Here is a 12,518-nt window from a genome sequence, read left to right on the forward strand (position 1 = left end):
TCTTGATTTTAAAATAAAAAGTTTAGTATTTAATTTAAGAAAAAAAATTGAGAAATAAGTAATTGACTTATTTCATAGCTTTCAGACGTACTTCTGGTTCAAGTGCCCTTGGTTCTGCAGCTACAATAGCAGCTCCTTTTGCGACTACAGTCATTGGGTCATCTGAAATTTCTACAGGAACGCCGACTTCTTCATATATCCTTTCTTTTAATCCTCTAAGTTGTGATGTTCCACCAACAACTACGGTTTCTTTGTAAACCCCGGATATAAGTTCAGGGGACATTCTCTCAAGTATGACTTTTAATGCCTCAATAAGTTCAACTACAACTGGTTCTGCGGCTTCTGCTACCAGTTCTGAATCTAATTCAACTTCTTTTGGTTTGTTAGTTTCCATATCTTTTCCAATTGCAGTGGTCTTTATAGCTTCAATATCAGAACCAGAATGGACCATTCCAACTTCTATTTTAGCTTTTTCTGCTTCGTGAATTCCTATCTGGACATTGTATAACTCTTTAACTTTTTCTACAATGTTATCATCAATATTATCTCCACCAAGTCTTACGGTTTCTATATCAGTAATTCCACCGAGAGAGATAACCACAATATCACTTGATCCAGCACCAATATCAATTACCATTGTACCAGATGCTTCTGCAATTGGTAATCCTGCACCTATAGCTGCTGCAAGACCTTCACTTATAACTAAAACATAGCTTGCTCCAGCTTTTCTACCGATTTCTTCTACAGCATTCTTCTCGACTTCAGATGCATCTCCAGGAATACCTATAACTATCCTATCAATATGATCCATTGAGTCTCCTGCTCCTTTATCCATAGCGTAAATAAGGAGAGCTTCTGCCTGAGCTACACTTTCTATAACTCCTTTTCTTAGTGGCCTTACTGCTATAATGTCCTCTGGTGTTCTTCCAAGCATTAATTTTGCATCTTCACCTACTGCAAGCACATAAGATGGATCTTCTTTTTTTACAGCTACTACTGATGGTATTTTATAAAGATCAAATTTATCTCCTGAAGGTTTTGCGACAACGGTGTTAAGTGTACCTAAATCAATTCCTAAGGTATTTGTTATCCCTTCCTTCCTCACTTCTTCTGTTTCTTCCTTCTTTCCAAAAAGATTCATTTTATTCCTCCTTTAAAATATCATTAAACCTTATTACAAATATTTTGTTTGACTTTGCAATTTCTTTGATCTTCTCTATATATTCTTCTTCAGTTGATATTAAAACTGTTGATAAAGCCACATCTGCCATTTTAAATAAAGGGTCAGCAATATCTCGAGCAAATTTCGGTAACCATCGGGTTATGTAAACATCAGATTCTATAAAACCAGTAGTTTTATCTTCTAAAAGAAATGATGCCTTAGCTGTGCTTTTTTCCAGGTCTCCTAAGAACTTTTTAATATGATCCTCAGGCCCTACAGCCAGCATTAAGTTGGGTTCTTCCCCAATATAATAAGGAGCTATTTTAAGGGAAGCTCCGCCGTCTTCTTTAGATATTAAACTTAGATTTCTAATTTTATCCGCGTCACCATATAACATAATAAAATCAAATTTTTTGGTTACAAATGACTCTCTTGAAGTAATGTGTTCCCTGCAAAGTATCTTCACTCTTTCTTTATCTAATATAGCTTCATATGCAATATTATTAATCATTTCTTCATTACCGGCTATTACACACCATATTTTATCTGAAGTTTGCATTGTTGAAACTTTTGCAGCTTTCCTTAAAGTCTTAATTTTGTTTTCTATCATCAATACCACGTCTTACTTCTCATGGTAAAACTCCACACATAATAATAAATAATTTTTTTTAAATAGGTTCTAACCTTTTGAAAACCTATGATTTTCAATACCCCGAAATTCTAGGAATTTCGAGGGCTTTTGAAATCATAGATTTCGAATGTTTGCAAATCAGAGATTTACAACCGTAAAAATTCACAGAATTTTTTGAGGTTGAATGAAAACCATAGGTTTTCCTGAACCCAAAAAAACTTATGGTTTTTTGAGGCCGTCGAAAATTCAAAGAATTTTCGGGTATCAAAATCCATAGGATTTTACAGGATTTTGCATACTTATTTTAATATACTATTACAATTCCTACATATAAAAAACTATAAATAAATATGCCCAAATTTATCCCAATAGTACTCCCAATATAATATGTTCTATAATATATGACAATTAAGCAGAATAATTATATAAACTTTTATGAATTGATAAGATAGTAAATTAAATGCATATCCCCCCATCTAAAAGAAAACTAAATAAATTCTTTTTTAAACAATATGGATGTGTTGAAGCTCTATTTTTAGTATTGACACTCGCTTAAGCATGAAAAAGATTCAAAGTTTCAAGTGCAGATCAATTCATGAAAGACATAATTTATACCAATAATTTTTATAGATGGAACATAAAAAATCTGTAAATCCATTACATTTGTAAATTCATTACATTAACATCATTAAAAATTTGTGATTCTCATGTTCGTTAAAGGAACTTTAAAAAAAGCAGGAGTATTTTTAACTTTAGCAGTCTTACCATTTTTATTTGGATATTTCTTAGTAAGCCTAATCTTATTTTCCATTGTAGCATTTATTATGCAGTTTTTCAGAGATCCAAATAGGAGGGTGCCTCACGAAAAAGGTGTTGTAGTAGCCCCGGCAGATGGTAGAGTACTCAAAGGACAAATTGACAAAATAGAGATAGTTGAATACGAAGATCCCCTAATGAAACATATATTAAAAAAAGGGGAAAAAGGGGTTCGGATAAGTACATTCATGTCTCCTTTTGATGTCCACGTGAATAGATCTCCTGTTTCTGGAAAAATTGTAAAAACCAAACACTTCTCTGGAAAATTTAAACTGGCATTTAAGGATGCTGAAACCGAAACTGAAAAAGAAAAGAATTTGATAGTAATTGACTCAGAATATGGAAAAATTGGAGTTATTCAAATTGCAGGTTTTGTAGCAAGGCGTATAGTTCAATATGTCAATGTAGGAGACAGTGTCGAAATAGGGGAAAGATTAGGAATGATCAAATTTGGATCTAGAGTAGATTTAATTGTACCCTACGAAAAATGTAAATTAATGGTTAAAGAAGGTCAAAAACCAAAAGCAGCAGAAACAATAATGGCTAGAATGGTAATAGCTAATTAAATACGTACAATTTTTTCTAAATATACTGTTTCAATCTGCAAATATATTTTCTTTTAAATATAACTATTCATAAAATTTATTTTGATCCAAAATCATTACTAAATTCAAACCATCTTAATATAAGAATATTACAATATCAATAATCATATTTCATAATTTCTGCACATAATTTGCAGATGTTTTTAGTATAAATATATTTATAACAATTATCAATGATTACACACGGGGTTTTAAAAAATATTTTGGATTCAAAATCTATTGATAAGATAGTATTTTCTAACCGGAGGAAACGAAGCATTCGAAAATTTTTAATTTCGTAAACGTCAAAATCGAAGATTTTGAAAGTTTCCTCGGCCACAAAAACAAAATTTTTGTGGGCTCCCAAAATTTCGAAGAAATTAAGGTTGAAGGAAAAAACCATGTTTTTTCCTGAACATTCGAAAATTTATACATAAATTTTTGAGGACAAATATGAATATTAAATCTTTTACATCTATTGCAGATATAGTTTCAATTGCAAACGCTTCATCTGGATTTTTAGCAATCATAATGGTAACTACCGGTAATTTTGTATTAGCTGCTAAGCTTATGTTGCTGGCAGTCATATTTGACGCATTAGATGGATGGGTTGCCAGAAAATTAAAGAGAGAAGATGAATTTGGCTTTGGGAAGAATGTCGATTCTTTATCAGACATTATATCCTTTGGAGTTGCTCCTGGAATGTTTTTATATATATTAAGCCAATCTTCTGGAATATTATACATCAATATAATTGTAGCTATTTTAATAGTCATATGCGGGATACTACGACTTTCAAGGTTCAATGTAATTACAGATTCACATGATGACAAGTTTGTGGGGTTACCTATCCCATCCACAGCATTGATACTTTCGTCATTTTATCTTTCAGGATTTTTCAATGCAGGTTTAGCATTAGTTATTATGACCGTTGTATCATTATTCATGATAAGCACAGTCAAATATCCCAAATTTAGAGGCATTACAACATTAGCTGTGGGAAGCATACTAATTATAGCAACGCTATTACCTCAAAACATTTTGTCATATATCACATATTTCCCCGCAAAGCTTTTATTTATTATTATGCTACTATACTTATTGATTGTACCAGTTATAGATTTATACATTAAATTCTTTAGAAGTGGTCCGAATGTTAGATAAGATACGTGGAAAAAAGAAAGACGATAAAGATACTCCTGATCTTAGGGGGAATAACAATAAAAAGGATGACTCCGATATAGGAGGGCGCCTTAAAGGCATGGTAGGTAAAGTAACTGGAAAAGGAGACGATGATAAAAAAGAAGAAATGAAAACTCCTCCCGAAAGGAAAATGCCAAGACCTATGCCTAAACCTATGCCTAAACCTATGGCAAAACCTGGTGCAAAACCACGATTAAAACCTCCTCAAAAGAGACCTGATGATAAACGGTCAGGAATGGGTGGTTTTGGAAGAAGAATCCCTGATGATGATCAGAAGACTCTTGTCGGGGCTGCAGTTTTTGGAATTATATTGATTGTACTTGTTGGGGCAGGTTACTACTTTTTAGTCTACGCACCTTATCAGGACACGCTATCAAACGCCAAACAAACAAAACTTGCCGCAGTTAATACCTACTTTACAGGACCGCTGGCAACAGATGCACGGGGAATAAATATTAGAGCCCAAATTTCAAGTGCTACTACACCTGATCAGGTAGATGCTATAGATGTACTGGGTCCAGCAACAGAGGCATGGAGAGAATATCAAAATCAAGAGATTAATACGCAAAAAGATGCCTATGGGCGAGTCATGATAACGTACAACGACAGCACCGGCTCGCAAAAGAACTCAATAGTTAAGGTTGCAGATGCTAAATCAATAGTTAAACAAGCAGATGCTAGTGTTTTATCACAAATGGAGATTACAACCCCAGATACCGTTGCTATCCCAATAATCATTTCCAGACTGCAGGCTGCTGGAGGCCTTATAAATGTCGGAAATTCTGTTGACGTGTATTTAATGAATGGAACCACTTCAAATACTACTGTGTCAACAACAAATGGTACTCCTCAAATAAGCGGAGCAACTGTTCTCGCAATTTTAAGAGCTAAAGACAGCGGAACCATAAATGCAAACAAGTCTCATGCGCAGACTGTTGCCATGAGTAACTTAGTTTCAGGTAGTTCACGCAGTGAATCAGCATCAGAAGATGTTGAAGAACTCTTAAAAGCTGCTGCAGCTGATAACTGGGATCAAAGTGAAGTAAGTTCATTATTGAACTCATATGGTTGGAAATTATCAGATTTCGAGAGAACTTCAAACCTAGGAGAACTTGACGCACAATACCTATTATTACTAGAGGTTCCAAGAGAAAATGCAATATTCCTTATACAAAACATGAACAATGTCATACTTACAGTTCCAACCCAACAAGCTCCTAACTGGATGATTAAGGAGCTAAAACAAATATACGGATAATCATCTAAAACAGGTATGTGTGGTAAATCGGACCATTTACAAAGGCCACATATACCAACATATTATTAAAAGGGGAAAAGGGGATATTAATGAATATAAACAAGATATGTGTTGTATTAATTGTATTAGTAGCATTTATAGGAATAATAGGTTCAAATTTAGATAATAATGCAGTATATGGAGCAACAACATGGATAAAATATAATCAATCCAACGTTGGTTTAAGCAACCTTGTCGCCACCATAACTGTAACTATAAAAAATAAAGGAAGCCATGTAGAATATTTTAAGATAAGCAATGTCTACCAAGGTAGTCTGGCTGACGATAGTACAATAAAATGGGTTGTATATGACACGAATCCATCAGCAGTGAAAATGGTTGATGCAGTTAGTCCAGAATTAGGTGGAGACTGGGGATGGAAAATACAACCAGGACAAACAAAAACAGTGTCATTTACAGTATATGCACTTGGATCAATGGGAGTATACCCTAACGGTGCAAGCGATCAAGCAGTTATAGTTAACGAAAACGCTTCAGACAGCATTTACTGGCCAATAATTCCAGATCCAGGTATAGATGCTTCATGGTTCCAGCCAAATGAAATAGAGATACTTAATCCAGATCTGGATCTTAAATCATGGAAAGGTACTTTCACATTCAAACTTACAAATCGAGCTGATAACAGCGTATCGGGAATAATAAGAGCCCCAGTTGTACCTACTGATTCAAAACTTATATACAGTGACCCCAAAGCAACATTCAAAGATAAAGACATTGTAATGGACGGATCAGTTGCAGCGTGGGATGTCACTTTAGGTGCAGATTGTACCCAATGGTTCAAATACACATACTACTGGCCTTGCTCAGGTTCATCATCATCAGGCACAGGGAAATACACATCAGCATCATTACAAACAGCCAATGCAGCATCAGACAACACATCAGCATCCACTAAAAACACAGGAATTCCATACCTCCCATTCGCAATCGGAGGTATTTTAGCTGCTGGCGGACTAGCCTATGCAAGGCTTAGATGATAACTCATGCGAATAACATTAACCTTAATAATAATAAGCAATAAAAAAAGGTTACATGAAGTTATCAACATTTTTTATCATTGCAGGGATGGTAATCATCTCCCTTTATTTTATGGTTGAAGTAAGTTTCTATGCAACAACAGAAAATGTTGTTTTAAATAAATCAGATACTCCTTTTCTTGAAATACCAAAAATAGGTGTTGATCAAAATATCAACAACAAATCCGTAAATTACGGAGTATATTATGAACCAGAATCGGCAAAACCTGGTTATGGAACAGTAGTGCTGGCAGGGCACAGAACATTTTACAGTTCCCCATTTTTAAATCTAGATAAACTAAAAACTGGGGATAATATAACTATATCCTGGCCAGAAATAGGAAATGTCCAGTATAAAGTGGTAAGATCATACATCGTCCCAGCATCATACCAGCTGCCCCTAGATCAAGGAAAAACTCTTATCCTGTATACATGTTATCCACTTGGATCATCCAAAGAAAGGCTGATTATACAGGCAAATCAAACTAAAATAACTCCATTCACATATTCAAAAGCAGCCAATGCAGATAATGGAAAAACATCTTTTCCATATGCCCCTTTACTAATAGCTGCCTTTTTAGGAATAGGTTTAGTTTTAAGCTATCTATATCCCGTACAAGAAGATAAAATATTTATTTTCATGACTACCATTGCTCTTACGCTATTTTTAGTATTTGGATATTACTTCCCAGTCCCAGGAGATCAAATATCATCGCAGATATCAAATTTGAGTGATATGTTTGGAGGTTAAACCTCCATATATACTAAATTTTATAATTAATGTCGCTCAAATTAGAAATAAGGTAGATTCTAATGGACATTGAAGATAGATATTTCAAAAATATTTCAAGCAGAGAAAGGGTAATCTTTGAAGGTGCAATTACAATGGGAGCACTGTTCCACCAGTTTGTTGGAACACCTGTAAATTCAGAAAATGCAGAAACACTTGAAAAATCCATAAAAGAGGCAATGGAACTTCAGCCATGCATTGAAGAAGTTGAAGTAAAAATAGATCGGAAGATGCTTGAAGAAGCTAAAAGTAAATTCAATTATGTATCTTTAAACGGAGATATGCTTGACATACGAGTAGTTTCGAAGTATGCTGATAAAAAAGCGGTTTTGAGGATGGAATACATTGAAGAGTTGAAGTATCCTTTGATGTATGTTGAAGATATTAATGAATAAACAAATTACAGTAAAAATTCCTGTAATTACTTTTTTGTGGTGACTTCATGGACAGTTTAAAAATGTATGAAGACTTAAAATTTGCTATAAGATGTGTAGATATATGGAAAGAACTTAAACCGTCTGATACTGAGTTGGAAGAAGTTCTTAAACATGAGGCAGATAAGAAAGGCTTAGATCAAAGCACTCTATTTTGCCAACCGTTACAGGACTATTTAGAGATGTTAATCGCTATGATTCAAAGTGAAACTGGAGAATGGTTCTTTTATGTAGATATTGCGGGTGTTTTATACGATTTTGCCGCGACAGAAGAACTTTCAGTATACAAAACTGAATCAGGTTATTGCGTCTGTTTCAAAAAATAAGAACTATTAGCATAATTTGTGATACATTTATTTTTATATAACTACGAACACATATTCATTTAAGATTATCATTTAAATCTGTCAAAGCTCTCGTTCTGATGGATAGAAAATCAAAGATTTTCTAATGTTTGCAAAACTATCGAAATTTACAATTTTGATGCCAGTGAAATTTTCAATTTCACGGCAGAGAAATGAAGTTTCTAATGCAGCAAATCGCAGATTTGCATGCTTTGTTTTGCCAGTTCTATTCTTTTATAAACTTCCCAGTGATAACATGATAAAAGTAGATAAAGAACTATGTAAGGGGTGCAACATATGCACAGAATTTTGCCCCTTTAAGGTTTATGAACAATCAAAAAAACCTAATAAAAAGGGAGTTCGTCTTCCAACTCCGGAGCACGAAGAAAGATGCACTAAATGTGGTTTATGTGCATTAATGTGCCCAGATCAAGCTATACGAGTTGAAGAGAAAGAAGAATAACCTAAATAATTAAAATTGGAGACGTTAAAATGGTGAATACTGAAAATTATTTCATACAGGGTAACGAAGCATGCGCAAGAGGTGCTATTAAAGCAGGATGCAGATTCTTTGCAGGTTATCCAATAACTCCTTCCACTGAAATTGCTGAAGATATGGCAGTATTTTTGCCTAAAGAAGGAGGATCATTTATACAGATGGAAGATGAAATTTCTGCACTTGGTGCAGTTATAGGCGGTGTTTGGGGCGGTCAGAAAGCAATGACTGCAACATCAGGTCCAGGAATTTCCTTAATGCAGGAACACATAGGTTACGCTGCCATGACAGAGACTCCACTTGTAATCGTTAACATGCAGAGGGGAGGTCCTTCAACTGGACAGCCGACAATGGCAGCCCAGGGAGACATGATGCAGGCAAGATGGGGGTCACATGGAGATTATGAATTAATAGCCCTTTCACCATCTTCTGTACAGGAATGTTTTGATTTTACAGTGGAAGCTTTTAATTTAGCAGAAGAATACAGAGTACCGGTTCTAGTAATGGGTGACGAGATTGTGGGGCACATGAGGGAAAAAATTACTGTGCCAGATAATGTTAAAATCACCCCTCGAAAAATGCCTGAAGAAGGGCCAGAAACATTCTTACCATATAAAGCAGACTCTGAAGGAGTGTCACCAATGCCCCCATTCGGAGCAGGTTACAAAATGCATATTACTGGACTTACACATGATGAAAGAGGTTACCCTGATACTTCACGTCCAGAAACTCATTCAAAACTCGTAAAAAGGCTCTGCAATAAAATACTTAAAAATAAAGATAAAATATGCAGGGCTAAAGAATTGTATACTGAGGACGCAGATATTGTTGTTATTTCATATGGTGCACCTTCCAGATCTGCAATCACTGCAGTAAAACAAGCCCGAAAAGAAGGTATTAAAGCAGGACATATTAAATTAGAAACCGTATGGCCTTTCCCTGAGGAGATAATTAAATCTGCAACAGAAGGGGCTAAAAAAGTATTTGTTGTAGAAATGAACCTTGGACAGATAGTCCATGAAGTAGAAAGGGTTATCTGCGGAGCGGCAGATGTGGAATTACTCCCAAAAATCGGGGGAGAAATACACCGCCCCGGCGAGATATTGAAAAGTATAAAATCATGCAAATAATCATATTACTAGAATAAGTTCAGGAGATGAAAAAATGGCTACTAAACTAACAGGAAGTCGTTATACAGACTATCTACGGAAAGAACGGCTCCCACATATCTTTTGTGCAGGATGTGGAAATGGAATTGTTATGAACACATTCTTCAATGGCATGAACATGGCAGAATTTGATCTTGATAACATCGTAATGGTATCTGGAATAGGATGTTCCTCAAGGATACCAGGTTATATAAAATGCGATTCACTTCATACAACACATGGGAGACCAATCACATTTGCAACAGGAGTTAAATTAGCAAATCCTGACCTTGATGTAGTTGTATTTACAGGAGATGGGGATGCTGCGGCTATTGGAGGTAACCACCTAATTCATGGTGCAAGGAGAAATATAGACCTCACTGTAATATGTATAAACAACAGTATTTACGGGATGACCGGAGGGCAAATCAGCCCAACATCACCAAAAGGTAGTTATGGAAGTACAGCTCCATATGGAGCTCTTGAAAGACCTTTCAGTCTGGCGGATCTTGTAACTGCAGCTGGAGCAACCTATGTTGCAAGGTGGACCACAACTCACGCCATGCCGCTTTCACTTTCCATTAAGAAAGGTTTACAAAATAAAGGATTTTCATTCATTGAAGTCATTTCACAGTGTCCAACCTATTTCGGAAGGAAAAACAGGATGAGGACTCCCATTGAGATGATGGACTTCATGAAAAAGAACAGTGTCCTGAAGGAAAAAGCTGTAAACATGAGCGAAGAAGAACTTGAAGGAAAAATAATTGTGGGAGAATTTGTTGATAAAAGCCTGCCAGAATATTCAGAAAGGCTTTGTGAACTGGTAAATGAAAAATGTGAAAATGGAACTCCCTCAGAATCAATTAAAGCAGCTTATAAAAGTTAAAAAAAATACGAGGGATTAAATTGCGGAAAGATATAAGAATTGCGGGATTTGGTGGTCAGGGAATCATACTGGCCGGTATTGTTATTGGAAAGGCAGCTTCTCTTTATGATAATATATTTGCTGTTCAAACACAATCCTACGGCCCTGAAGCAAGAGGCGGGGCTTCAAAGACAGAAGTAGTTATAAGCGACAGCGAAATTGATTATCCTAAAGTTCAAAAGCCAGATATATTCATTGCAATGTCCAATGAAGCATTGATGGCATATTTAGATGACCTTAAAGATGGGGGAACATTGATAGTTGACCCCGACATGATAAAAGAAGAGGATATACTTCCCTTCATCGAAGAACATAATATCAATTATATTAAAGCTTCAGCAACAAGAACTGCAACAGAAAAGATTAAACTCAACATTGTAGCCAACATCGTGATGGTTGGAGCCATAGTAAAAGCAACAAAAGTAGTATCAGAGGAAGCCGCAAGGAATGCTATCGCGGCAAGCGTGCCCAAAGGAACCGAAGAAAAGAACATCGCTGCATTTGAAGCAGGTATGGATCTTATTGGAGAGGATTAGATTTGAGATGCTTCGAATACAGTGCTAAGAAAATATTTAAAACTGAAGGCATTCCTGTACCTGAAAGCTACGTTGCAAAAAACCCTGAAGAGGCAAAAGATGCCGCTGCAAAATTAGGTAAACCAGTTGCTCTAAAATCCCAGGTTCTTGTCGGAGGTAGGGGTAAAGCAGGAGGAATAAAATTTGCAGATACTCCAGAAGAGGCCGAAAAAGTTGCAAAAGAGCTTTTAGGTACTGAAATTAAAGGCGAAAAAGTAAGCAAGCTCCTTATCGAGGAAAAAATCAATATCCAATCTGAATTTTATATAAGCGTGATAATGGACAGGTCTGCTAAAAAGCCGGTGATAATGGCAAGCACTGAAGGAGGTATGGAAATCGAAGAGGTGGCTAAAAAAAGCCCTGAAAAGATAGTTAAATACCATATTAACCCTTTAAATGAATTTTTACCTTACCAAGCACGGGAAATTGCAAGAAAAATGGGAATTCCCAATGATTTGATTTCAAAAATGGGTGCATTCATTTTGAAGTTGTTTAATGTATTTGATAAATGCGATGCAACCATTGCAGAGATTAACCCACTTGTCTTAACTCCAGAAGGACTTATTGCAGCAGATGCGAAATTCGGAGTTGATGATGATGCTCTCTGGAGACATAACGAGTTTGCAGACCTTGAAGAAGCCAAAAAAGATGAATTTGCATATGTTACCCTTGACGGAGATATTGCAGTAATAGGAAACGGTGCAGGGCTTACTCTAACTGGTATGGATATGATTAACCTTTACGGAGGAAAACCAGCTACATTTTTAGATATAGGTGGTGGAGCATCACAGGAAAGTATTGCACGTGCAATAAATCTCGTCTTAAGCGAGCCAAACGTCAAAGTGATCTTTTTAAACGTGCTTGGAGGGATAACCCGTGCTGATGATGTTGCAAACGGAGTTATAACTGTTTTAAAAAGTGCAGATCATAAGGTCCCTATTGTCATTAGACTTACAGGAACAAATGAAAAAGAAGGTCAGCGTATTTTACGTGATGCAGGAATTCCATTTGAGATATCAATGGAAGAAGCTGCTGAAAAAGCGGTTGAGATCTGCAGGTCTTTAAGTTAAATCACG

The 12,518-nt window shown here is 35.7% G+C and carries 14 protein-coding genes; 12 read left to right on the forward strand and 2 right to left on the reverse strand.

Features of this window, described 5'->3' with window-relative positions; all coding sequences use genetic code 11:
* Nucleotides 1–67: 67 nt before the first annotated feature.
* Complete coding sequence (locus ASJ80_RS09965) at nucleotides 68–1,141, reverse strand: rod shape-determining protein (protein ID WP_069582747.1); 1,074 nt, start codon at nucleotides 1,139–1,141, stop codon at nucleotides 68–70.
* Nucleotide 1,142: 1 nt separating this feature from the next.
* On the reverse strand, nucleotides 1,143–1,772 hold the full coding sequence (locus tag ASJ80_RS09970; protein WP_069582748.1) for a hypothetical protein: 630 nt from the start codon (nucleotides 1,770–1,772) through the stop codon (nucleotides 1,143–1,145).
* Between the two features lie 728 nt (nucleotides 1,773–2,500).
* On the opposite strand from ASJ80_RS09970, the gene ASJ80_RS09975 reads away from it, so the two are divergent.
* From ASJ80_RS09975 to sucC, 12 genes are all read left to right on the forward strand, one after another.
* A complete protein-coding gene (locus tag ASJ80_RS09975) occupies nucleotides 2,501–3,175 on the forward strand; it encodes an archaetidylserine decarboxylase (RefSeq protein ID WP_069582749.1) in 675 nt (224 codons plus the stop codon).
* A gap of 471 nt (nucleotides 3,176–3,646) precedes the next feature.
* Nucleotides 3,647–4,357, forward strand: coding sequence for an archaetidylserine synthase (locus ASJ80_RS09985; protein WP_069582751.1), 711 nt, complete (start codon nucleotides 3,647–3,649; stop codon nucleotides 4,355–4,357).
* The gene (locus ASJ80_RS09990; RefSeq protein ID WP_069582752.1) at nucleotides 4,347–5,654 is read left to right on the forward strand and encodes a DUF515 domain-containing protein; all 1,308 of its coding nucleotides are present in this window, start codon (nucleotides 4,347–4,349) and stop codon (nucleotides 5,652–5,654) included. Before ASJ80_RS09985 ends, ASJ80_RS09990 begins: the two co-directional genes overlap by 11 nt.
* 89 nt (nucleotides 5,655–5,743) lie before the next feature.
* A complete protein-coding gene (locus ASJ80_RS09995; protein ID WP_069582753.1) occupies nucleotides 5,744–6,691 on the forward strand; it encodes a hypothetical protein in 948 nt (315 codons plus the stop codon).
* A 112-nt stretch (nucleotides 6,692–6,803) separates the two neighbouring features.
* A complete protein-coding gene (locus ASJ80_RS10000) occupies nucleotides 6,804–7,481 on the forward strand; it encodes a class E sortase (protein ID WP_245837557.1) in 678 nt (225 codons plus the stop codon).
* A gap of 62 nt (nucleotides 7,482–7,543) precedes the next feature.
* Complete coding sequence (locus tag ASJ80_RS10005) at nucleotides 7,544–7,915, forward strand: dihydroneopterin aldolase family protein (protein ID WP_069582755.1); 372 nt, start codon at nucleotides 7,544–7,546, stop codon at nucleotides 7,913–7,915.
* 47 nt (nucleotides 7,916–7,962) lie between these two features.
* Nucleotides 7,963–8,280: a hypothetical protein gene (locus ASJ80_RS10010; protein WP_069582756.1), complete on the forward strand. Its 318-nt coding sequence runs from the start codon at nucleotides 7,963–7,965 to the stop codon at nucleotides 8,278–8,280.
* A gap of 274 nt (nucleotides 8,281–8,554) precedes the next feature.
* Complete coding sequence (locus ASJ80_RS10015; protein WP_048080422.1) at nucleotides 8,555–8,761, forward strand: 4Fe-4S dicluster domain-containing protein; 207 nt, start codon at nucleotides 8,555–8,557, stop codon at nucleotides 8,759–8,761.
* A 29-nt stretch (nucleotides 8,762–8,790) separates the two neighbouring features.
* On the forward strand, nucleotides 8,791–9,924 hold the full coding sequence (locus ASJ80_RS10020) for a 2-oxoacid:acceptor oxidoreductase subunit alpha (protein ID WP_176720177.1): 1,134 nt from the start codon (nucleotides 8,791–8,793) through the stop codon (nucleotides 9,922–9,924).
* 34 nt (nucleotides 9,925–9,958) lie between these two features.
* A complete protein-coding gene (locus ASJ80_RS10025) occupies nucleotides 9,959–10,828 on the forward strand; it encodes a 2-oxoacid:ferredoxin oxidoreductase subunit beta (protein WP_069582757.1) in 870 nt (289 codons plus the stop codon).
* A 20-nt stretch (nucleotides 10,829–10,848) separates the two neighbouring features.
* On the forward strand, nucleotides 10,849–11,403 hold the full coding sequence (locus ASJ80_RS10030; RefSeq protein ID WP_069582758.1) for a 2-oxoacid:ferredoxin oxidoreductase subunit gamma: 555 nt from the start codon (nucleotides 10,849–10,851) through the stop codon (nucleotides 11,401–11,403).
* A 2-nt stretch (nucleotides 11,404–11,405) separates the two neighbouring features.
* Nucleotides 11,406–12,512, forward strand: a complete 1,107-nt coding sequence (gene sucC, locus ASJ80_RS10035) for an ADP-forming succinate--CoA ligase subunit beta (RefSeq protein WP_069582759.1) — start codon at nucleotides 11,406–11,408, stop codon at nucleotides 12,510–12,512.
* The last annotated feature ends 6 nt before the right edge of the window (nucleotides 12,513–12,518 follow it).

The sequence above is a fragment of the Methanobacterium bryantii genome (assembly GCF_002287175.1).
GTDB lineage: Archaea > Methanobacteriota > Methanobacteria > Methanobacteriales > Methanobacteriaceae > Methanobacterium_D > Methanobacterium_D bryantii.